Below are 23,169 nucleotides of genomic sequence, written 5' to 3'. Positions count from 1 at the left end.
TAAGAGAAAGATGCATCACCTTGGAACAGCTAGCGTACTGCACTTCTTATTGCATCAATATTGGATCGATAGCTTTCTTGTGTGCCACCTTTAAAGACTGCTGAGCCTGCAACGAGTGTATCGGCACCGGCGTTGGTGACAAGAGGAGCGGTTTGCGGGGTTATGCCGCCATCAATCTGGATACGTATTGGGCGGTCACCAATCATCTTTTTGATGTTTTCGACTTTTTGTATTTGCGAATGCAGGAATTTTTGTCCACCAAAGCCGGGGTTGACGGTCATTACAAGGATGAGATCAAGCTGATCCAGTACGTATTCCAGGCAGCTTTCGTGGGTAGCCGGATTTAAAGAAACACCGGCCTTTTTGCCAAGACCGCGAATAGCTTGCAAGGAGCGGTCAAGATGTTTGGTGGCTTCTGCATGAACTGTTATATAATCGGACCCTGCCTTTGCGAAGGCTTCCAAATACGGGTCACACGGTTCAATCATTAAATGTGTGTCGAAAACTTTATCGGTATGCGGGCGTAATGCGGCAATGACATCTGGTCCAAAAGTAATATTGGGCACGAAGTGGCCATCCATAACATCAAGGTGAATCCAATCGGCTCCTGCTGTGACCACATCTTTGACTTCTTGACCTAGCTTTGAAAAATCAGCTGCTAGCACGGAAGGGGCAATGACGAGAGGGTGTGTCATGAGCAATGTTTCTCCCTGTATGTTCAATTCTCACGAGTTATATCTTTAAGTTGGCGCTAACACGTCTTGCTTATGGGTACAAGTAAATCTGCCTTTTATATGTTGGTAGGTTTGCCGTTGGTAATCGCAAGGTTTTGTGCTGCTTTTTTAAGTAGCATTGGGAAGAGAAATATTTGGATTTGGGCTAAACCGAAAAACATCCAAACTAGGTGGGGAACGTGTCCCCCCATTGCGGCTATCATAAGTGCGATATTTCTGCCGGATAGGGTGAAGGCAATGATAAAGCCATCTGTTTTATCGTTCCCCTTGAATAGAATATAGGTGAGGCCAAGTTGCACAAAGGCGATCACAAAAACGGAAATCGTAATGACTATCGTTTGTAGCGGGTGGGAAAACGTAAAGGAAGCAACACCGTCCATTGATGCAGCTGCAAAAACGAACATCATGAGCGTATTTAAGCCGTTTAATTGGCGCGGCATACGCTCGATTTTTGTTGGTCCTATGATTTGGCGTAGGCCAAATCCAACTATAGCGGAACCGATAAGAATAATTGCGAGTTTTGCAGAGAGTAAGTAAGGGTCAATGGCGAGTGTCGCCGGTAATAGTAGGCTGACAAAAACGGGTGCCGTTATGGGAACCATAATCAGAGCCAGTGCTATTACAGAAAGTGATAGCGAGCCATCCAGATTTAACAGATAGGTAAAAGCTGGTGCTGTCATGATAGGGGGAGCTGTGAAGATAATTACAAGCAATATGAGCAGATCAAGATTAAATTGCGCCAAGTTGGTTGCCAGAGCAACGAAGTATAGAATGAGAGGCATTGCGACAAGCATCCATAAAACACTTGATAAAAGTAATTGGGGCCGCTTGAAATGAGAGAATAAGACGCTGGGTTTGGTCCGCATGAAGCTTAACGCCATCATTATAAAAATGATCGGAGTTAATAAGGGTTTACAGAATTTTGCCAGTTCAGGTAGGGAAAAACCGATTACAAGAAAAAGTGCGAGGATGATTGAGCTATAATCGCCCAGAAAGCCCAAAGCTGCATTTATTGTTTTTTTCATTTCTCTGCCACATGCTTTATTGCATTCCTTCATAGAACGCTTGTGTGTTTGATGAAACAGTATTTTGAGCGATATTAATTAAGAGATAAAGCTGCGTGAGCGGACCGGATAGGGAAGGGACAGCGTTCACGCAGTTTGCGTATTGAGTTCTTTGCTTCAGGTGAACAATGAAATCGTGTGTCGCAGTTGAGTTTAATCAACTGGAATTTAGTCTACTGCTTGGCTTTTATCCATCTCTCAACGGCAGGGCAATGGTTTCTTTGATTGTCGAGACAACGATACGAGACTGGACGTCACTGACCAAGTCATTATCAAGCAGTTTGAGGCGCAAAAAATCATCGTAGGCTTTCATGTCAGTTGTGACGACTTTTATCAAATAGTCAACCGCGCCTGTAATCCGCTCGCAAGTAACCACCTCTGGCCATATGGCTACCAGCCGGTCAAAGGTCTCCATATTATCCCGACTGGGAACGTTGAGCTTTACAAAAGAATATGCGAGGAAACCCAAACCCACAGACTCACGATCCACAAGTGCTGCAACCTGTTTTATGACCCCTGATTCTTTGAGGCGCTTGATACGGCGCCAACATGGGGTTTGGCTCATACCTGCTTCGCGGGCTATGTCGGCTATGGATTGGGAGGCATCTTTTTGAAGGATTCTCAGGACTCTAATGTCCGCTGGATCTAAGAGAGTTATTTCTGTCATGTCGCCCCTGGAGGATATATTTTTCGTATTTATACGTAATCAGTGATAGGATAGCACAGAAATCTTATAGGAAAAGGATCATTATAGACTCCTGGGACTTAAGGGCTAGCGCTCTATTTAGGGGAAATAGGTAGCTGGCCAACGAGGGAGAGGAGAACACGGAGATGGCGGGCTTAACGCGACCGGTTCGATTGGACGATAAGTATACTCAAGATTTCGGCGGAATCTACCTGACTGGTATACAGGCTTTAGTACGACTTGCTCTCGATAGGGCAAGATTGGATAGAACTTCTGGCCTAAATACAGCAGGTTTTATTTCCGGTTATCGTGGCTCGCCACTTGCAGGATTTGATAGTGAGCTGACAAAAACAAAGAGATACCTTGATGACGGCAAGATACACTTTCAACCGGGTGTGAACGAAGAGCTGGGTGCCACCGCCGTGTGGGGTACGCAGAAAGTTCGCCAGCATGGGAGGGGGGCGAACTGCGAAGGGGTGTTTGGTATTTGGTATGGCAAAGCTCCTGGTGTGGACCGAGCAGGGGATGTTTTGCGCCAAGCCAATGCCAGTGGCACAGACCCGAACGGTGGTGTTGTTGCGCTGGCGGGTGACGATCATCTTGCAAAATCCTCAATACTTCCAGCGCAAAGCGAATTCTTCTTTCAACACGTGGAAATGCCGGTTTTTAACCCTGCCGATATTCAAGAGGTGTTGGACTATGGTCTACATGCTTTTGAGTTGTCGCGTTACAGTGGGCTGTGGAGTGCGTTGATATGTCTTGCCGATACAATGGATGCTTCTGCAACAATTCGCGTGGATGATGCGCGGTTACGTTTTATTCGCCCTAGGGAAGAGGACCCAAGGTTAAATTCTGAGCTTAACCGGGTGTTGCTGCTGGGGAACCGTTTGGAAACAGAGCGGCTGTTGCGCGATATCCGGCTGCCGGCAGTGCGGGCGTATGTGCGGGCTAACCGATTAGACAGGATTGCTTTTGGGGCAAAGAGGCCACGACTTGGTTTGATCGCCAGCGGTAAAGCCTACCGTGATTTGTGCCAGGCGCTGCAGCTATGCGGTATAGATGAAGTGCGTGCCCGCGAGATGGGTTTGAGTGTTTATAAAGTTGCGGTGCCATATCCGCTTGAGCCCCAAGGAATTGCCGAGTTTGCACGTGGCTTGGAGCGGGTTTTTGTGGTGGAACATAAGCGTGCTTTTATGGAGCCACAAATAAAAGAAATTGCTTATGGCTGGCCTAACGGTGAACGCCCGCAAATATTTGGCAAATATGACTGTAAAGGGCAACCGCTCCTCACGGATGTTTTGGAATTGTCTGTGCTTGAAATTATCCTCGGACTTGCTCGTTTCTTGCCGAAAGAACTGCAAAGCAGCGAAATGAAGCTGGTTGCTGACCAGATGATGCGACAGCAAATGTGGGCGCAGGGGCATGAAGAGAAAGCTAGCCGTGTGCCCTATTTTTGCTCGGGCTGTCCGCACAACACATCCACCGTGGTTCCTGAGGGCGCGCGGGCGATGCCGGGTATCGGTTGTCATGCCATGACGGAAATATCCGGTCGCACCACAGACGGCCAGGTGGCTATGGGAGGGGAAGGCACCTTATGGGTGGGGCAGGCGGCTTTTTCTAAAGACAAGCACGTGTTCGCCAATATGGGCGATGGCACTTACTTCCATTCCGGGATCCTGGCAATTCGCCAAGCTGTCGCTGCAAAAGTGTCGATTACATTTAAAGTTCTCTACAATGATGCGGTGGCGATGACTGGCGGGCAGCCGATTGATGGGCCGTTGAGTGTGGCGCAACTTGTTGCTCAATTGGAAGCTGAAGGGGTTGAAAGGGTTGTTTTGCTTTCTGAAGAGCCAGAGCGTTATGGTCAGGTGGAGCGTAGTAAGGGCTTGATTGTACACGAGCGAGATGCCTTGATGCAGGTTCAAGAGGAGCTTGCGGCATTAAAGGGCGTTACGGCGATTGTTTATGATCAGACATGTGCAGCGGAAAAGCGGCGGCGGCGCAAACGTGGCCTGTTGGCTGAGTCAAAGCGCCGTGTGTTTATTAATCATCGTGTATGCGAAGGGTGTGGTGATTGCTCGACACAATCTAATTGTTTGTCGATTGAGCCACTGGCGACAGCTTACGGTGAAAAAAGGCAAGTTAATCAGACTTCATGCAACAAAGACTTCTCGTGTGTAAAGGGGTTTTGCCCGTCGTTTGTTTATGTTGAAGGGGCGGAGGTGTGCAAGGAGGCTGGTGCACTCGAAGAAATTGAGGCCCTGTTGCCAAAACTGCCAAAAGTGGTCGTGGGTAAGCCCGTAGAGCCGATAAACCTACTCATTGCCGGTGTTGGCGGCATGGGCGTTACGACAATAGCCGCTATTTTGGCGATGGCGGGACATATGGAGGGGCTGCAAGCTTCTACTCTGGATATGACGGGCCTTGCGCAAAAAGGTGGGCCTGTGACCTCTCATGTGAGATTTGCCGCAACTGACGAGACCATACAGGGCCCCCGTGTGCCGCCTGCACAATTAGATGTGTTGTTGGCAAGTGACTTGCTGGTGGCAAGTAAAGCTGAGCAGTTAAGCTTGTTGAATAAGGAGCGTAGCTTTAGTTTTGTGAATAGCAGGGTTTTGCCAACTTCTGAATTCGTGATGGCACAAAAGCAGTCTTTCGTTTCCAGTAGTATGCTCAAGAATTTGTCAGAGGGCTGCTTGGAGTTGCATAGCTTTGATACCTATAAAATAGCCGAGAAACTGCTGGGTGATGGCATTTACTCGAATATGCTTTTAGTGGGTATGGCTTATCAAGCGGGGCGGTTACCATTGCAAGCGACCTCAATCGAGAAGGCTATTGAGCTGAACGGTGCAGCACCGCGTCGCAATATACTGGCTTTTCAAGCTGGACGCCTTCTTTACGCGATGCCCAAGGAGCTGGAAAGCTTGATGGTTGAGAGTAAAGTTACCTTACCAAGCAAGTTGGAAGACCAGATTGATTTTTACCGTCAAGAGCTCATCGCATATCAAAATGAAGCTTACGGTGCGACCTATGAAAAGCTTATCAAACAAGTAATGCATCAAGATCGTGAACGTGGCGGGGTATCGCTATTGGCGACTAGGGTTGCAACTCGAGGCTTATATAAGGTCATGGCTTATAAGGATGAATATGAAGTTGCCAGACTTTACAGTGATGGTACTTTTTTAAAGCGCCTAAAACGCCAATTTACCAATCCAAAAGCAATAAAAATATTAGTAGCACCGCCACTATGGCCTTTGGGTAAGGATAAGAAAACTGGTAAGCCTCGAAAAGTTGCCATTGGGCAAAGGTGGTTTTGGGCTTTCAGGCTGCTGGCCCGGTTCAAGTTTTTGCGAGAAACCCGCTTTGATGCATTTGGTTACACAATTGAGCGCCGCAGTGAGCGCTTGTGGCGCGACCAGTACATGCGTGATGTGATGCGCGTTTGCCGTGCATTGGGTGTTGTCGATTATAACATCTTGGTCGAGTTGCTATCACTCCCAGACAAAGTAAGCGGTTATGGTGTTATCAAGGCTGAGTCGCTTGAAAAAGCTCAGGTTCGGCGCAAAGAACTGTTGGGCTTGCTTGAGGATGATCCATCTGCTCTTCAGTATAAAGTTGCCGCTGAGTAGGTTGAAGGAAATCAATTGATAGTGCTGTGGCCTACGCAGCACTATTAATTTTTGAAGATAAATATTCTTGTATCATATATTTTAAGTCTTTTAAATTAAACAGATATACTTTGCGTAGACTAATATTTTCAGTTTACCTGCTAAATTTATGTTGAATTGAATTGACGAATGATCGTAGGAGAGCATAGTTTCTCCATTTTCACCGTAATTAACTTTTCGAAATTTCAACTTTTGATTATCTACGCGAATTGACAAAACCGGCTGGACGGTATAGAAACCGACTAGACGGTACAGAAACCGGCTGGCCGGTACAAAATCCGACTGGACGGTTTGGATGGTGTGAGACAGAGATGTTAGATAGCGCGAAAGACACTTTGCTGGATGCAACCGAAGAGGTGTTATTGTCAAAGGGTGTCGCCAATTTGACGATGGATGGCGTTGCGCAGCAGGCGGGGTACTCTAAAGGTGGTTTGCTGTATCATTTTAAAACCAAAGAAGATCTGCTTGGCCAAGTGATAAACCGGATGGTTGCACGCTACAAAGAGCGGGTTCTGAAGTTACGGTCTGAGCTTATCGCTAAAGGTATTGCCAATGCCACATTACTTGCCTTGATACGCTCTTTTCAATGTGAGCAGGACACGCATATGGCGCAGCTCATTTTTTCTATCACAGCAGACAAGCCCGAGAGAATTCAAGAATTTCGCGAAATTTGCGACAGTTTGGATGCGCAGGTGGTTGCAGAAAGCACCGATGAAACGCTTGCGCAGCTGGTGGTGTTATCTTTGAACGGTATGCAGCTACGACGTGCCTTAGGCCTTGGTGCAGACCGTCGTGAGCAGGTTCGAAATGTTTTGGACAGGTTGGAGAAACTTGTCATGCAAGCGGAAAAGAAAACTTGTTGGAAGTTAAAATCCAGGAAAAGATTATGACCTTTTTTAGTCACAGAATATCTATTGAATTGCGAAGGTTTTCACTTCCCTTTGCTGCATTGGCTACAGCACTGTTACTTTCCGGTTGTCAGGAAAGTAGTGATAGTGCCAAAGCAGCCCCTACGGTCCCGCCACGACCGGCAAAAGTGGAAGTGGTTGAGAAAAATGCTGGGTTATATACAAGGCGGTTCACAGGCCGTGTCGAGGCTGTGCAAACGGTTAATCTGGCGTTTCGCGTTCCAGGACAAATGAATAAATTTGGTGTGTTGGAAAGTCAGCGCGTTAAAAAGGGTGATCTTATTGCCTCGCTGGACCCAAGCCTATACAAAACCGCTGTAAAACAAGCCGAGGTACAGCTTAATCAGGCGAAGCTCGATTTTGACCGTGTCAAAAGACTGCTTAATAAGGATGTGGCCTCGCAAGGGACCTATGATAAAGCCGAAACCGCGATGGAGCTGGCTATAGTTGGTCTTACAAAAGCCCGTTTAGATTTACAGTATACTGAATTGCGTGCGCCATATGATGCTATAATTACAAGGCGTTTGGTGGATAATTATACCACTGTTGGTGCTGGAACTGCGGTTGTACGTTTGCAAGATGTGAGCGAGGTGCAAATTGACATCAATGTGCCGGAAACTTTGTTCGCTAGTGCGGTAAATACTGATTTGCAATCTCTAACAGCTGAGTTCCCTGCAAACCCCGGTACTGTTTATCCCTTGACCTATCGGGAGCATTCGAATGAGGCTGACCTGGTAACGCAGACTTATCGCGTCACACTTGCGATGCCATTTCCTAAGGACTTTTCTATTTTTCCCGGCATGACCGCATCGGTTATGGTGAATGCGAAATCCAAAAACTTACCCGGTGCGAACGGTTTACTGATACCGAGCACATCTATTGGTAAAGATGCCCAAAAAAATACTTTCGTTTGGGTGGTTGATAGCAATAATAAACTGAGCAAACGCCCACTTGTTATTGATGTGGTGCTTGGTCCTTATGTTGGCGTAAAAAGCGGACTAAAAGTGGGTGAAAAGATTGTCACTGCAGGCGTTGCGCATCTTGAAGAAGGGCAGACTATTTTGCCATTGGCAGATTAGGTCGCGGAGACAATTATGGATATTGCACGTTATTCTATTAAGAATCCAGTTAATATCTGGATGGCGGTGCTCATAACGCTTTTTGGCGGCATTTGGGCTCTACAAAACATTGGTCGTTTGGAAGACCCTGCATTTACGATTAAAGTTGCTCAGATCATCACGGCATACCCTGGTGCAACCGCCGAGGAAGTTGAGGAAGAAGTCACAGAGAAGCTGGAGACTGCCATCCAGCAAATGCCACAGCTAGATGAGTTGCGTTCAACTTCTTCTCCGGGTTTGTCACGCATCGAAGTGGAAATGAAGAACATTTACGATAGTGGCGATTTGCCCCAGATTTGGGACGAGCTACGTCGTAAGGTCAATGATGCTAAGCCAGATTTACCAAAAGGAGCGAGAACTCCGTTTGTTTATGACAGCTTTGGTGATGTTTATGGTTTGTATTATGCATTCACGGCGGAAGGTTATAGCAACCGAGAGATTCGCCAGACCGTAAAAGAGTTACGGCGTGAAATTTTGACCGTTAAAAATGTGGCGAAAGTCGCGATTAGCGGAGAGCCGGAAGACGTGATTTATATTGATATGAATCAGGACCGGCTGGCACAGCTTGGTATTACAATCTCTGATGTTATGAGTGTTATTGGTGCCGAGAACGCCATACAACCTGACGGTTCGACGCGTTCGGGTGATTTACGTTTACGTATTTCAACAACATCGGCATTCCACACCTACACCAGTATACGCGATTTGGTGGTGGGGCGCCCCGGCTCTACGGCCATGGTGCGGCTTTCAGATGTGGCAAAGCTGACTATTGGTGAGCCGGAAAAACCAAAGTCAATTGTGTTCCAAAATGGTGTTCCTGCAGTAACTATTGGTGTCTCTGCAGTCGCTAAAACCAATATTGCTGCTGTTGGTAAGGATGTTGAAGATCATATTAAAGAGCTTCAGGCCAAATTACCTGCAGGTATGACAATTACACCAATTTATGAACAGCATGTGGTGGTTGATAAGGCGGTTGATGATTTTATCATGAACCTCGTTATCTCCGTAGCCATCGTTATTTTTGTTCTTGCCATATTTATGGGCTGGCGGGCTGCTGTCGTTGTCGGCTCTGTCCTTTTGCTAACAGTTTTATCAACCGTGTTTTTCATGCATCTTGGCGAACTGGAATTGCAACGTATATCGCTAGGCGCATTGGTTATTGCCATGGGCATGTTGGTTGATAATGCGATCGTGGTTGCCGAGGGTATGATGATTGGCATGCAGCGGGGTAAAACGGCGCTTCAGTCTGCCTCGCAAGTGGTCATGCAGACGAAGTGGCCATTGCTGGGTGCAACAATCATTGGGTTGATGGCATTTGCTGGTATTGGTCTTTCCAATGACTCTACTGGTGAGTTTATGTTCTCGCTGTTTGCTGTGGTGTCGATCTCACTATTTATGTCATGGGTGTTTGCAATCACCGTTACGCCGCTTTTTGGCACTTATTTCTTTGTTCAGTCAAAGGGTGATATAAATGAGGACCCATATAAAGGCATCCTATATCAAATCTTCAAGAAAAGTCTGATTTGGGCACTGCGCTTTAAATGGCTAACTATTGCTGCGCTCGTTGGTACAACTTTTGTTGCGGTGTTTGCATTCCAGTTTGTTGGCCAATCGTTTTTTCCGAACTCTGCGACCCCTATTTTTTATGTAAATACATGGTTGCCACAGGGAACGGATATTCGCGCCACAGAAAGTGACATGCGTAAACTTGAAGGTTGGATTTTAAAACAGCCTGGTGTTGTGGCCACCTCGACCTTTGTTGGTCAAGGGGCAACAAGGTTTATGCTAACTTATGGGACAGAGGATACTGCACCTAATTATGGCCAGGTTATTGTCCGGACTGAAAACACAGATGTGATTGATGATCTGGCACTAAAAGTGCGTGCATTTGGTCTGCAAAACTTCCCAAATGCGATGGTTATGACCGAGCGGCTTGTTTTTGGTCCGCCCACAGGGGCTGATATTCAAGTACGCTTTGCCGGGCCTGATGCTGATGTATTGCGTGATTTATCTGAGAAGGCAATCAGCATCTTTAAGGATCCGCAATATCGCATCTCTGATGTGCGTACGGACTGGCGCGAAGAAGAGCTGGTGGTTCAGCCGGTGTTTGACGAACAAAGAGCACGTATTGCAGGGATTACGCGCTACGACCTTTCCCAGGCGCTTCAGTTTGGCTCTGATGGCTTGAATGCTGGCTCTTATCGCGATTTGGACGAAAATATTCCAATTGTGGTGCGCCGTGAGCGGGAGCCGGGTCAGTCTGCCTCTGAGGTGTTGATGGACACGCTTGTATGGAGTGCACAACAGCGTGCCTATGTGCCAATTGATCAGGTTACTGAAGAAATCAAAGTGGGTGTTGAGGATACGGTTATTCGTCGCCGTGACCGTGTTAAAACGATCACTGTGAAAGGACAGAGTGCTCCGGATGAGCTTGCTTCGGTATCACATAACCGAATTCGAGGTGCTATCGAAGCCTTGCCATTACCGCGTGGATATACCATGGAGTGGGGTGGTGAGTACGAGAGCTCAAATGAGGCGAAAGAGGCTCTTGGGACAAAGCAGCCTTTGAGTTTCCTTATTATGATTGTCATAACAGTGCTGCTGTTTGCCAAAATCCGTGAGCCCTTGATCATCTGGTTGACTGTTCCAATGGCTATTGTCGGGGTCACTACAGGGCTTTTGGTAACCGGTTTCCCAATGGACTTTATGGCGATCTTGGGCTTCCTCTCCTTGTCGGGCATGTTGATTAAAAACGCGATCGTATTGCTGGAAGAAATCGATTTGCAAATTGATGAGGGTAAGGAAAAATTCCGAGCTATTATTGAAGCTTCTGTTTCTCGTATGCGGCCCGTGAGCATGGCAGCGGTGACTACGATTTTAGGTATGGCACCTTTGATTGTTGATCCGATGTTCCGCTCGATGTCGGTTACGATTATGGGTGGGCTGTCATTTGCAACGGTTTTGACGTTGGTTGCTGTTCCGGTTCTCTATGCTCTTTTCTATCGCATTGATTACCATAGTCTCGATGACGATCATGGCGTTGAGGAGCAAAGTCTAGATGAAGTATTGACAGCTAAGAAAGAGCTAGAAACAGCTTAAATAAAAGGCTGGCCAAATGAATGGCCAGCCCCGCTACAATCCATAGGTTTTATGGATAGATTTCCGGCCTGAGGGGGTAACCCAATCTCCGCAAACCACCCCTTAGGCTTGATGCACCACCCATGGCCCCACCATGGGTGGTGTTTTTTGTCGTTCTCTCTTATTTATAGATGCGCGTAGTTTTGTTGCCAAGTGGGTAATAAGTCGTTTGGTTGCGGTGTAGCTTCATAAACGCCGCGGGCGATTGCCCTTGTTAATGTGTTGGCTGCTATTACCCCTAGCTCCAATAGCTCTGCCGCTTTATTCTCTGCCTGACGCCGACCGGTGGAAGTGACGAAGACCAGATCGCCGTCATATGGGGTGTGCGAGGGGTATATGGCCCGACTAATCCCATCGTGTGCGGCAATGGCTATCCTTTTTGCTTCAGCTTTACTTAAGATTAAATCCGTGGCGATAATTGCAATGGTGGTATTGCTTTGGTTGCTTGGATCGGACTGGGAAAGTGAGAATTTTGTCACGGGCTCACTCCACTGCTTTGGTGGTGAACTTGGTATGCCTTTGGCTCCGAATTCACCATTTCGCTCAAAGGGAGCCGCCCAAAAATGTGGGCTCATGCCTTGAGTGACACGGCCAAGTGGGTTGATAGCGACTAAAGCGCCGACAGCTGTGCCCGAGGAGGTAAAAGCTGATGCGGACCCAAGTCCGCCTTTCAAATCTGCCGTTAGTGCGCCGACACCAGCACCTGCAGTGCCAATAGCAAAGGTTTTTCCGGCATTTTGTGCGGCTTGATAGCCAAGGTTACGATAGGGGGGAGGATCGCCCCAATCTTTATTGCCACCATTGACCATATCGAACAATATGGCCGTGGGGACTATAGGGATATGCTGGTCGTATACTTGAAACCCTTTGCCTTGTCTGCGCAAAAAGGATTGTACGCCGCTGGTGGCATCAAGACCAAAAGCCGAGCCGCCGGAAAGTACAAGGGCATCAATTTGGTCAACTGTTTGGTGGGGCTCAAGCAAGGCAATATCGCGTGTCCCCGGTGCTCCACCTAATATGGCCACGGAGGCTACCATGGGTTTATCGGCGAGTAAAACAGTGCTACCGGTTTTGACAGTATGATCTTCGGCGTTGCCAACCAAGATACCAGGAACATCTGTAATCAAATTTTGCCAATCCGATGTAGCCATTCACCTGTTCCTGCTATAGGGATGTCTTGATACGCGCCGCTTTGTCAAAAGCTAAAGGCTTTTATAGCCACGGTCCATATAAATGAGTGCGGAAGCGGCCTCGTCGCCTAAAAGAATTCTTGTAACACGGGCGAAGATCACTGAATGAGTGCCAACCTCTGTTACTTCGCTAATCTGACATTGTAGGCTTACACGGGCATCTTGCAAGTGGTGCTGCTCGCCTGCAAGTTGGCACCATGTTCCTTTGGCGTAGCGCTCGTCTATCGGCAACTTGCCCGCACCAGCAAAGGCATTTGAAAGCTCTTCGTGCTGCTCACATAAAGTATTGAGCGTAAAACAGCCATTTCTCTTGATGGTTTGATTAACCTGACTTTGTCGGTTCAGACATACAAGTATCGTTGGCGGCGCGTCGGTGACTGATGTTACTGCAGTCACTGTTGCACCGGCCTTACCCGCCGGGCCATTGGTGGCCAGAACATGGACAGCGGCACCAAAGCGACTCATGGCCTCGCGAAAATCATGCTGCGAGACGCAATCCTCAACATTTTCCGGTTTTTGATTTCGTGTCCTTGCAGCAGTATTTGTCATGGGCTTAATGTCTTTCCAGCTTCCTTAAAGTCAATCATGTTATTTGTTCTTAAGGCTTTTCTAAGCAACCATGTCACAAGTGCAAGTGTTTTTTGCCGTAATTAGAAATTCATTACTTAACTAAAACTCATAGAAAGCCCAGTGGCGAATATTTTTTCAACCGCTGCTGATTCTTTTGTGCTTCAGTCAAATCATGCACATGTGGTGAAACGTTTATTGCACCATTAGTATAATCCAAGAACGACATTTCATTTATGCTGATTAATTTTACATCAGTCCATTTAAGTAAGTTGCATAAAAAATAGTCAGTAAAATTTCAGATAATGTAGACGAAAGTATGAATAAATCCCATCTTGGAAAGAAAATTACAAATATAGATGTCAAGAGGTTGATTATTTCTTTAAATGGAGCCTTTCATAGAGAATGAGTTTCGCTTGCTGACCTTAGAGGGGGAAGCTCAATAGCCTGACAGGAGAGAGTTATACTCGGGCTACCTTAGCTTATAATAAAGTAAAAATCCGGGGAACGACGACAACAATGGAATATTTCCTCCAGCAATTAATCAATGGGGTGACGCTCGGGTCCATTTATGGGCTGATCGCCATTGGTTACACCATGGTCTACGGGATCATCGGTATGATTAACTTCGCCCATGGCGATATCTTTATGATTGGCTCTTTTATTGCACTTATCTTAGTAGTTGCTCTTGGTATTACTGCCGCGACACCGGTGCTTATGCTGGTTTTGGCTTTGGGGCTGGTGCTGGTCTTGGCCATGGCTTTAACGGCTGTATGGGGCTGGAGTGTGGAGCGCATTGCCTACCGGCCGCTACGCGGTTCTTTTCGCCTTGCACCGCTCATTACGGCTATCGGAGCTTCTATCACACTGCAAAACTTTGTGCAGTTGTCGCAGGGGGCGCGTAATAAACCGTTACAGCCTCTCATCTCGGGAGATTTCCAACTTACCGATGGGGGGGCAGACGGGTCGGCTTTCATTGTTAATCTGTCATATGTGCAGATATTGATCGTGTTGACTACAGTTACGCTAATGGCTGGGTTCACCTATTTGATCAATAAAACCAGCTTAGGGCGCTCGCAGCGGGCATGTGAACAGGACCGTAAAATGGCGGCCCTACTGGGTGTAAATGTGGACCGTACCATTTCCCTGACGTTTGTAATGGGGGCGATGTTGGCGGCTGTCGCTGGTGTGATGTTCTTGCTTTACTACGGTGTGATTGATTTTTACATCGGCTTTCTTGCGGGCGTGAAAGCTTTTACGGCTGCGGTGCTTGGCGGTATCGGCTCATTACCAGGAGCAATGCTTGGCGGACTGTTGATTGGTTTGATCGAAACTTTCTGGTCTGGCTACTTCTCCGTTGAATATAAAGACGTGGCTGCCTTTTCTATTCTGGCCATTGTGTTGATCTTTATGCCTGAGGGCTTGCTCGGTAAGCCGGAGGTTGAGAAAGTTTAATGGAACAATCACAAACCTCATTTAATTGGGAAACTTTGCTGAAAGATGCAGCCCTTGCAGCATTGATCGCCGCGCTATTGGCTGGTGTTATGCTGGGTTTGCGGGTTGATGTCGCATCTGGCCGTGGCGCAGAGCTTTATCTTGAATATCGCTGGCCTTTGTTTGGTGCTGCGGTGGTCGCGGTTTTTGTCGGTCGCCTACTTATGGGTGTGTATTACGCCTTAAGAGAAAGCGGACAGTTTGAAGCGCGAAAAAAGAATAAATCGGAGAGGCAGAATGTCGAAGGTTACTTAAAGCCTTTGTTCTTGCTTTTGGCTTTTGCCTTGCCGTTTGTTTTGCTAGCAACACTGGGGGCGCGTGGCTCGCGGCAATATATTGATTTGGCCACACTTGTGCTGACCTATGTGATGCTTGGCTGGGGGCTGAATATCGTTGTTGGTCTTGCCGGTCTTTTGGACTTGGGCTATGTGGCGTTTTATGCTGTAGGGGCATATTCCTATGCGTTGCTGGCGCAGTATTTCGGTTTTTCCTTCTGGATCTGCTTGCCATTGGCCGGAATTCTGGCAGCTTTTTGGGGCATCATTCTCGGTTTTCCGGTCCTCCGGCTACGCGGGGATTACTTGGCGATTGTCACCCTTGCCTTTGGGGAAATTATTCGGGTGGTGTTATTGAACTGGTACGAGTTTACCGGTGGCCCGGATGGTATTTCTCGGATTCCGCGCCCAAGCTTTTTCGGTTTGGAATTCAAGCGCGGGGAAGGGGGCTTTGCCGATTTCTTTGGGCTTGATTATAGCAGTGTGCACCGGATCTTGTTCCTATACTTCCTGATTTTAATACTGGCGTTAATCACCAATTTTGTCACTATGCGGTTGCGTCGTCTGCCTATCGGGCGGGCATGGGAAGCCTTACGCGAAGACGAGATTGCCTGTCGTTCGCTGGGCATAAATACCACCAATACCAAGCTGACCGCGTTTGCGTTGGGGGCGATGTTTGGCGGTTTTGCTGGGTCGTTCTTTGCTACACGCCAAGGGTTTATATCACCGGAAAGCTTCACCTTTATGGAATCCGCTGTGATTTTGGCGATTGTTGTGCTGGGCGGGCTTGGCTCGCAAATCGGTGTGGTGATTGCCGCTGTTGTGATGATTGGTGGATTTGAACTCTTCCGCGAGTTTGAAGAGTACCGCATGCTGGTCTTCGGACTGCTGATGGTGGTGATTATGGTTTGGAAACCACGTGGTTTGATTTCCACGCGTGCGCCATCGGTGGCACTTTCGAAAAATGCCAAGGGCATTTCGGCGGATTTGGTTGAGGAGGGGCACGGATGAGCCAGTGGAATCATAACCCTGTGCTCAAAGTGGAGCACTTGACCATGCGCTTTGGTGGTTTGACTGCGGTGGGCGATTTATCGTTCAATGTAGGACGCGGCGATATTACCGCGCTGATTGGGCCGAATGGTGCGGGTAAAACCACTGTGTTTAACTGCATCACCGGTTTTTATCGCCCAACTGAAGGGCGGTTGGTGATGCGTGGGGGTGATAACGAAGCGCACCTTTTGGAACGTCTGCCTGACTTCATGATATCCGGTGTGGCTAAAGTGGCGCGGACATTCCAAAATATTCGTCTGTTTGGTGGTATGACGCTGCTAGAAAACCTCATGGTGGCGCAGCATCGCCCGCTCATGGCGGCTTCTAGCTGGACCGTTGGCGGTGTTTTGGGGCTACGCGGTTTTCGCAGTGCGGAAAAAGAGGCTATTGAACGAGCCAAGTACTGGCTGGAGCGGACAAAGTTGATTGACCGCGCTGATGCGCCGGCTGCCGATTTACCCTATGGGGATCAGCGGCGATTGGAAATCGCACGGGCTATGTGTACGGGGCCGGAGCTTTTGTGCCTTGACGAACCCGCGGCGGGTTTGAACCCCAAGGAAAGCTTGGAGCTGAACGAGCTGCTTTCCTATATCCGCAAAGAGCACCATACCTCGATACTGTTGATCGAGCACGATATGTCGGTGGTGATGGAAATCTCCGACCATGTTGTTGTGCTGGACTATGGCGTCAAAATTTCTGATGGCACACCCGATTTTGTCAAGAATGACCCACATGTAATTGCCGCTTACTTGGGCGTTGATGACGACGAGGTGGATAGTGTTGAACAGGAGGTGGGCCTATGAGTGCGCAACCACTTCTGCGAATTCGCGGACTACAAACTTTCTACGGTAAAATCCAGGCCCTGCACGGGGTTGATATGGATGTTTATGAGGGGGAAATTGTTACCCTTATCGGGGCAAATGGTGCTGGTAAATCCACATTGATGATGAGCATTTGTGGTGATCCGCAGGCGCGTGAAGGCTCGATTGAGTATTTGGGCGAGAATATTACTGGCAAACCAACCTATGAAATCATGCGTACGGGGATTGCTCAATCACCGGAAGGGCGGCGCATATTCCCGCGCATGACGGTGCTGGAAAACCTGCTCATGGGCGGGATGCGTAGCCAACCTGAGCACTTTGAAGAAGAGTTGAAGCGGGTTTTTGACCTGTTCCCGCGCTTGAAAGAGCGACAACACCAACGTGGTGGTACGCTTTCGGGCGGCGAGCAGCAGATGCTGGCGATTGCGCGGGCGTTGATGAGCCGACCAAAGCTGCTGCTGTTGGACGAACCCTCGCTTGGTTTGGCGCCGATTATTGTAAAGCAGATTTTCGAGGCGATTGCCGAGTTGAACCGTAGTGATGGCTTGACTGTGTTTCTGGTAGAGCAAAATGCCTATCATGCGTTGAAGCTGGCGCATCGTGGCTACGTAATGGTGAATGGACTTATTACCATGCAAGGTAGCGGAGCGGAGTTGTTGGCGCGTGATGATGTGAAGGCGGCCTATCTTGAAGGCGGCAGGCACTAGGAGAATTCTATGGGACTATTATACGCAAGTTCAGCTTCCGTTTTTATATTCATCGTGCTGATCTTAGGTGGGCTTACGGCATTTGCTACGGGACGGGCAATTGCGCACACCTGGCGACCTTTTGCGGTGCTGTTTTGGTTTGTGTTTTTACTTACGCTGGCTGTTCGCTTCCTGTGCTTTGCTTTGTTTGATGAGCCGCTGTTGTCACTCCAGTATTTGCTGGTGGATTACATATGGCTGATTGGCGTTGGTATTGCTGCCTTTCAAATGACGCGAGTAAGCCAAATGACAACGCAATACAGTTGGCTCTATCAACGAAATGGCTTGTTTTCATGGCAACTCAAACCGGGTCAGGACGACAGCCTATAGGCGTTGGGTCAAAACATCCTGCTTGGAAAAGACTGGCAGGTAAACGCAGAAATGAAGCAGCTTTACCTGTTATTTTTAGTGGGTTGTCGGAAACGAATATGACGCACATTGTTATTTGTGCGGGTGAATAAAATACGGTGTGAAGGAGAGCTCTACCGTGTTTTTTAAGGCAGGAAACTGCCTGGGCAATACGAGGTTTTGTGTTGTCGTTTGTTTGAAAAACTAAATCCTAGAATACCAAAGGGGAAGAGCATGAAGAAGTTTTTGCTTGCAAGTGTTGCATGTGTTGCGGCTATGGGGGCCTCTAGCGCTGCTTTTGCGGATATTGTTATTGCAACTGCCGGACCGATGACCGGTCAGTATGCTTCTTTTGGACAGCAAATGCGTGCCGGTGCCGAGCAAGCCGTGGAAGATATTAATGCCGCTGGCGGGGTGAATGGCGAGAAGCTGGTTTTGGAAGTGGGCGACGATGCTTGTGATCCGAAACAGGCGGTGGCAGTTGCCAACCAGTTTGTTGGTAAAGACGTGGTGTTTGTTGCAGGTCACTTCTGTTCCGGTTCGTCCATTCCAGCCTCACAGGTTTATGCGGAAGAGGGTATCATTCAAATTACCCCGGCATCCACCAACCCGAAATACACCGATGAGCGTCCAGGGCCTGGTACTTACCGCGTATGCGGCCGCGATGACCAGCAAGGTAAGGTTGCCGGTACCACACTTGCCAAAGAATTTGGCGATAAGAACATTGCCATTATTCAGGACAAGACAGCCTATGGTAAAGGCTTGGCTGATGCCACCAAAGCGGTGATGAACGACCTTGGCAAAAAAGAAATACTTTATGAGGCTTATACTGCCGGTGAAAAAGACTACACAGCTTTGGTTTCCAAGCTGAAAGAGGCCAAAATTGATGTGCTTTATGTGGGCGGTTATCACACCGAAGCGGGTTTGATTAAACGTCAGATGGTAGATCAGGGTATGGATACCCTTTTGCTTTCTGGTGATGCTCTGGTGACCGATGAGTATTGGTCTATCACTGGCCCGTCGGGTAATGGCACCTGGATGACATTTTCGCCGGATCCACGGAAAAATCCAGAGGCAAAGCCTGTAGTTGACGAGTTGATTGCAGCAGGTAAAACCGCTGAAGGTTACGCGCTTTATACTTATGCAGCTATTCAGGCTTGGGCGAAGGCTGCTGAGACTGCAAAGTCTACCGATTTTGGGCCTGTTGTTGCTGCACTTGATGCCGGTAAGTTCAACACTGTGTTGGGCGAGTTATCATTTGATGATAAGGGCGACGTGTCTCTGCCAGGTTATGTTTGGTATGAGTGGAAAGATGGTGCCTACGATTACCGTTAGGCTGCTTTTAAATCCCCCAGCTTGGCTGGGGGGTTTTTATATTTTGAAGTGATTTTTTTACCGCATTTTATTTGTAATTATAGGTTGCTACCTGTTTGGGGCCTTGATGCTTGCCGGGTCATGAGTTTGACGTGTTTGCTGCTTAGGCCAGTCTTCGTGATTGATTTTGAATCGTGGAGCAGTAATGGGATACATAAAAAGCATAGTGAACTCACTTTTAATTTGCTTGATTTTTAGTGCTGGCTTGCTTGGTAATAGCTATGCGCAAGAAAGCGCTTTTTTGCAGCCAAGCCAAGAAGAGCGCCAGTTGATGACGGATTGTGTTGAGCAAGAAAATCTTATTCTCTCGCAAATGGTAGGCTGTATTGGTAAAGTTTACTCACATTGTAACAGTGGGGTGACCAGCCCGAATGAGAAAGCCCTCAAACGCTGTGTTAGCAAAGAGCAAGCCCTGTGGCGTGAAAGGCTGGATACACAATTAGAGCAGTTAATCTTGCTGCAAACCAAAGATCTTGGTTTGCAAGTAAAAGAAGCACAGGCTGCTTGGTTGGAGGCAATGCTCTTAAATTGTCGTATTCGTGGCCAACTTAACAACTTTGAAAAGCAAGGTGCGTTGGCAGAAGCGCTTTGTATTAATAAGATGACAGCTATTAGAAGTTTGGTCGTGCAAGAACTACTTAAAAATAGGAGTATGAAATAGCAGTACATTATAACTGTAGGATTATTTTGTTTTAAAAATGTTTATCTTGATACATATATTTAGCTAGGGTCTGTTTTATGTATCAAAATATACTCAAAGTAACTTCAATCTACATCATGCTTACAGGGTCTGTTTGTGCGCAAGGTGTCATTGAAATAACAACTGCCGGTACCACGCAACCGGTGGCCAATATTTTCACGAATACAGTTTTAGAGAATGGCATTTTTTTGCAAGACTTCCTGCTTAATCCCGGTGAGGAGGTCAATGTTATTATTGACCCGGGTATATCGATCACCGTTGATGGAGCGAGTGGTAACGGGATTGAGCTGGAAGGTGACACTGGTGATGGTACCGCCGGTAACTTGATTAAGTACTTTGTTAATCTACAAGGCTCCATCGCCACGGGAACGGATCCGGGGATTACTGGGAGCAGCCAGAGTGCCGTTAGAATGGAACGTGGACTTCGTGATTTTTCTCATATGGATTTTGATATGGGAGCGGCGGCTTCTATAACAACTAACCGTGCGAATAGCTACGGGCTATTGATTGAGGTTGATGAAGATAGTCTGCTTGAGGTTGATATTGCCAATGGGGCTACTATTACCACGCTAGGCGATAGCTCCCATGGTATATGGGTTTTTGACGTTGAAGATAATAGTAGTGCTATGGTGAATAATGCTGGTACTATTAATACGTCTGGTAATACCGCGTATGGAATGCGATTAAATTCGCGAGGTGATGGTGTAAATTTTACAGTAAACAATTCCGGTAGTATTACATCTGTTGCAGATGCAATTAATAATGATTTACTTAGCTTTGATAATGGTGTTTTTTCCATTGAGAACACTGGGAATATTACCTCTAGTGGTGCTAGAGCTTTATTCTATGAAGTTTCATTTAGTGACGACTCTGTTGCCAGTCTTATAAATTCGGGGAGTATTACTGGTGCAACAGATGCTATTTATATCGATTTGGCTACATCTGGTACGCTAATTTCTGATAATTTTCGTATGACAGTAACTAATAGCGGCACAATTACAGCCGGCAGTGGACGCGCTTTTTTTATCGAGGGAGAGGTCGACGACAGTACACCTGGGAGCAGTCGTGTTACTGTAAACTTAAATGCAGGTAGTCGTGTTACTGGAGATTTGGAAGTTGATGCCGCGCTGGCACCTGATTTACTCGCTATAGCCAATTTGAATATGGCCGCTGGTGATTTTTTGCGTGGCTCAATAATCAATTTCGATACAATTAATATTGCAGGATCTGGAACTTGGGAGGTCAACGGCGCAACCGATATGCCCACTTATTCGCAATCGGGTGGTACTGTTGAGGCGAGTGCCGGTTTCACCACACAAAGTTTTAGTCAAACAGGGGGCGACTTCCGTGTGACTGATGGTTCTTTTACTTTGAATTCTGGTGGTACAGGGCTTTCGCCAGTATCTGCAAGCTCTTTTTCTTTAGCACCTGACAATGGGAACACGGTTAATGCCTCGTTTGATAATAGTTCCAGTAATTCTATAAACCTCACTGGCCCTTCATCTGGGAGTGGTACTGTAAATGTTACGATTTTTGATAGTTTCGATTTCACGTCTGGTGGGTTTGTTTTTAATAATCGCAGTAACTTAACCTGCAACTTGAGTTTTGATGTGCCAAACGGGGTGACATCTAATCGCAATCTTTCTGCAATGAATGCCGGTGGATTTGATCGTATTCGATTTGATAATGCAGGAACTTGGCGTCCCTTGAATGATCAATCACTTGCTACAGTCTTGCAACAAACTGCTGGGACTATCCAGTTAGATAGCGGCCGCCAAATGGCACTATCTGATCTGGAACTGAGCGGCGGTACATTTAACGTAGGCGGGACATTGCAAGATGGTGATTTGGACACTGCGCCATCTGTGAGCATAACTGGTGGTGAGCTGAATGTGCCGCAAGGAGGGCTGGTGCGTTTGCAAGAAAACGGTAATGGCCAGCTGACGATGAGTAGCGGTAGTCTCAACGCGAATGGCAGTATTGAAGCCGACCAAGTGAACTTGACCGGTGGGACGGTGAACGTGGCTTTGGGTTCCAATAACGATAGCGTGGAGGAGGCTCCATTTCAGGTTGGCAATAGCGCAACGGTAAGTGCTGGTGCGAGTTTAGTTTTGACGGAAGGTGCGGATTTTTCGCTTGCGGATACCTACTATATATTTGGGCTTGCCGAGGGAGCGTCGGGTACCGGTGCTTTTGGGTCTATGACTGCACCCAATCCGGCTTTTTCTTTCGAGCGGCTGGTGATTTTTGGTGACAACTCGGATGATGGCGGCAACGGGGGCGATGGTGGTAACGGGGGTGATGGCGGCAATGGAGGGGGTGTTGCAATAACTACGCGGTTTAACCCTGAGAATTGTTATTCACTCAACAACCATGATGCGGTGACACGTGGTCGTCAATGGGCTGTTAAGAGCTTGATTGAAACGCAAGAGAAGCATCTCTTTAAAGGTAACAACTATGGTGTCTGGGGCGATGTATCCGGCCAGTTTATTCAAGCAGATGGGGGGACAAACCTTGCCGGATACGAAAGTCATAACTGGTCGGTAATGGGAGGGGGTGACAAACAGGTGCAACCAGATACGCGCTTGGGGGTGTTTTGGGGGTACAATAGAAGCGATGTAGATGCGCGCATGACGACTTGTCGTGGCAGTGAAGAAAATAGTGATACGTTTTATGGTGGCGCATATTTATTGCACGATATTAATAGTTGGCTCGTTACGGGTAGTTTTGAATATGCCTATCAAGACGTTTCATTGAATGGGCGTACCGGTTTGAGTTTTGAAGAAACTTACAGGGCGGACTTTGGCGTTAATACACTGTCAGCATTGGGTGCTGTCTCCTATGATTTTGAGTGGCGGCAATTTAAGGTGACACCACAAGTGAGTGGAAGCTTCCGGCAAATCATTCAAGATCACTATCACCGATCCAGCAGCAATTCGGAGTTTGATGCCTACTTTGCCCATCGCTCCCAAGGAGTTTTAGATATTATTGGTGGCGTTAATGTTGAAGCTGAACTTGTGACGCGGGAAGAGTTTGCACTTACTGCAGATTTGAGTGGGGCAATACGGCAAAGAGTTGTGGGGCGCACGGTTAGTCAAAAAACGACCAATAGTATAGGTGTGCAAAATGCCAGTGATGAAGAAACGGAAAACTATTCATTCAAACTGGATGCCTCTGTTGCATATGTGGTTGAGGCTTCAACCCAGCTAAGGATTGGTTATGAAGGGGACTATGGGACCCGCCGTGCTAGTAACCGCTTTTTTGTACAAGCTTCTCATCTGTTTTGATT

17 protein-coding genes are annotated in these 23,169 nt (G+C 47.5%); 12 read left to right on the top strand and 5 right to left on the bottom strand.

Annotation, left to right across the window (positions count from 1 at the left end; genetic code table 11):
* Positions 1 to 29 precede the first annotated feature (29 nt).
* The 3 genes from rpe to AYK67_RS09490 all read right to left on the bottom strand — a co-directional run bounded on the left by rpe (position 30) and on the right by AYK67_RS09490 (position 2,465).
* Positions 30 to 695, bottom strand: coding sequence for a ribulose-phosphate 3-epimerase (gene rpe / locus AYK67_RS09500; RefSeq protein WP_068085567.1), 666 nt, complete (start codon positions 693 to 695; stop codon positions 30 to 32).
* Between the two features lie 95 nt (positions 696 to 790).
* Entirely contained in the window at positions 791 to 1,759 is a 969-nt protein-coding gene (locus AYK67_RS09495) for a hypothetical protein (protein WP_068085565.1), read from the bottom strand.
* 226 nt (positions 1,760 to 1,985) lie between these two features.
* Positions 1,986 to 2,465 carry an Lrp/AsnC family transcriptional regulator gene (locus AYK67_RS09490; RefSeq protein ID WP_068085563.1) on the bottom strand — a complete coding sequence of 160 codons (480 nt, stop codon included), beginning with the start codon at positions 2,463 to 2,465 and terminating at the stop codon, positions 1,986 to 1,988.
* Positions 2,466 to 2,629: 164 nt separating this feature from the next.
* Here AYK67_RS09490 and AYK67_RS09485 point away from each other — a divergent pair, with 164 nt between their 5' ends.
* The 4 genes from AYK67_RS09485 (at position 2,630) to AYK67_RS09470 (ending at position 11,276) form a co-directional block, all read left to right on the top strand.
* Positions 2,630 to 6,112: an indolepyruvate ferredoxin oxidoreductase family protein gene (locus tag AYK67_RS09485; RefSeq protein ID WP_068085562.1), complete on the top strand. Its 3,483-nt coding sequence runs from the start codon at positions 2,630 to 2,632 to the stop codon at positions 6,110 to 6,112.
* 248 nt (positions 6,113 to 6,360) lie between these two features.
* On the top strand, positions 6,361 to 7,041 hold the full coding sequence (locus tag AYK67_RS09480) for a TetR/AcrR family transcriptional regulator (RefSeq protein WP_156453112.1): 681 nt from the start codon (positions 6,361 to 6,363) through the stop codon (positions 7,039 to 7,041).
* Positions 7,038 to 8,138, top strand: coding sequence for an efflux RND transporter periplasmic adaptor subunit (locus AYK67_RS09475; RefSeq protein ID WP_082735735.1), 1,101 nt, complete (start codon positions 7,038 to 7,040; stop codon positions 8,136 to 8,138). Before AYK67_RS09480 ends, AYK67_RS09475 begins: the two co-directional genes overlap by 4 nt.
* Positions 8,139 to 8,153: 15 nt before the next feature.
* A complete protein-coding gene (locus AYK67_RS09470; protein WP_082735734.1) occupies positions 8,154 to 11,276 on the top strand; it encodes an efflux RND transporter permease subunit in 3,123 nt (1,040 codons plus the stop codon).
* A 164-nt stretch (positions 11,277 to 11,440) separates the two neighbouring features.
* On the opposite strand, the gene AYK67_RS09465 is transcribed toward AYK67_RS09470, so the two are convergent.
* Entirely contained in the window at positions 11,441 to 12,466 is a 1,026-nt protein-coding gene (locus tag AYK67_RS09465) for a P1 family peptidase (RefSeq protein ID WP_068085559.1), read from the bottom strand.
* Positions 12,467 to 12,517: 51 nt separating this feature from the next.
* Positions 12,518 to 13,054, bottom strand: coding sequence for a flavin reductase (locus tag AYK67_RS09460; protein ID WP_208976258.1), 537 nt, complete (start codon positions 13,052 to 13,054; stop codon positions 12,518 to 12,520).
* Between the two features lie 537 nt (positions 13,055 to 13,591).
* Between AYK67_RS09460 and AYK67_RS09455 the strand changes: the two genes are divergently transcribed.
* The 8 genes from AYK67_RS09455 (at position 13,592) to AYK67_RS09420 (ending at position 23,167) form a co-directional block, all read left to right on the top strand.
* Entirely contained in the window at positions 13,592 to 14,527 is a 936-nt protein-coding gene (locus tag AYK67_RS09455) for an ABC transporter permease subunit (protein WP_068085557.1), read from the top strand.
* The gene (gene livM / locus AYK67_RS09450; protein ID WP_068085556.1) at positions 14,527 to 15,852 is read left to right on the top strand and encodes a high-affinity branched-chain amino acid ABC transporter permease LivM; all 1,326 of its coding nucleotides are present in this window, start codon (positions 14,527 to 14,529) and stop codon (positions 15,850 to 15,852) included. The genes AYK67_RS09455 and livM overlap by 1 nt, the downstream gene beginning before the upstream one ends.
* Positions 15,849 to 16,694 (top strand): ABC transporter ATP-binding protein, encoded by an 846-nt coding sequence (locus AYK67_RS09445; protein WP_068085553.1) that lies wholly within the window; start codon positions 15,849 to 15,851, stop codon positions 16,692 to 16,694. The genes livM and AYK67_RS09445 overlap by 4 nt, the downstream gene beginning before the upstream one ends.
* A complete protein-coding gene (locus tag AYK67_RS09440; protein ID WP_068085551.1) occupies positions 16,691 to 17,419 on the top strand; it encodes an ABC transporter ATP-binding protein in 729 nt (242 codons plus the stop codon). The genes AYK67_RS09445 and AYK67_RS09440 overlap by 4 nt, the downstream gene beginning before the upstream one ends.
* A gap of 9 nt (positions 17,420 to 17,428) precedes the next feature.
* Positions 17,429 to 17,788 carry a DUF6867 family protein gene (locus AYK67_RS09435; protein ID WP_068085548.1) on the top strand — a complete coding sequence of 120 codons (360 nt, stop codon included), beginning with the start codon at positions 17,429 to 17,431 and terminating at the stop codon, positions 17,786 to 17,788.
* Between the two features lie 252 nt (positions 17,789 to 18,040).
* Positions 18,041 to 19,141, top strand: coding sequence for a branched-chain amino acid ABC transporter substrate-binding protein (locus AYK67_RS09430; protein WP_068085546.1), 1,101 nt, complete (start codon positions 18,041 to 18,043; stop codon positions 19,139 to 19,141).
* 184 nt (positions 19,142 to 19,325) lie between these two features.
* Positions 19,326 to 19,841, top strand: a complete 516-nt coding sequence (locus AYK67_RS09425; protein ID WP_068085542.1) for a lysozyme inhibitor LprI family protein — start codon at positions 19,326 to 19,328, stop codon at positions 19,839 to 19,841.
* Between the two features lie 77 nt (positions 19,842 to 19,918).
* Positions 19,919 to 23,167 carry an autotransporter family protein gene (locus AYK67_RS09420; RefSeq protein ID WP_068085539.1) on the top strand — a complete coding sequence of 1,083 codons (3,249 nt, stop codon included), beginning with the start codon at positions 19,919 to 19,921 and terminating at the stop codon, positions 23,165 to 23,167.
* Positions 23,168 to 23,169 lie beyond the last annotated feature (2 nt).

The sequence above is a fragment of the Polycladidibacter stylochi genome (assembly GCF_001562055.1).
Classification (GTDB): domain Bacteria; phylum Pseudomonadota; class Alphaproteobacteria; order Rhizobiales; family Stappiaceae; genus Pseudovibrio; species Pseudovibrio stylochi.
Note: the sequence above shows the minus strand (reverse complement) of the source record. Positions and strands in the feature narration are given on the sequence as shown.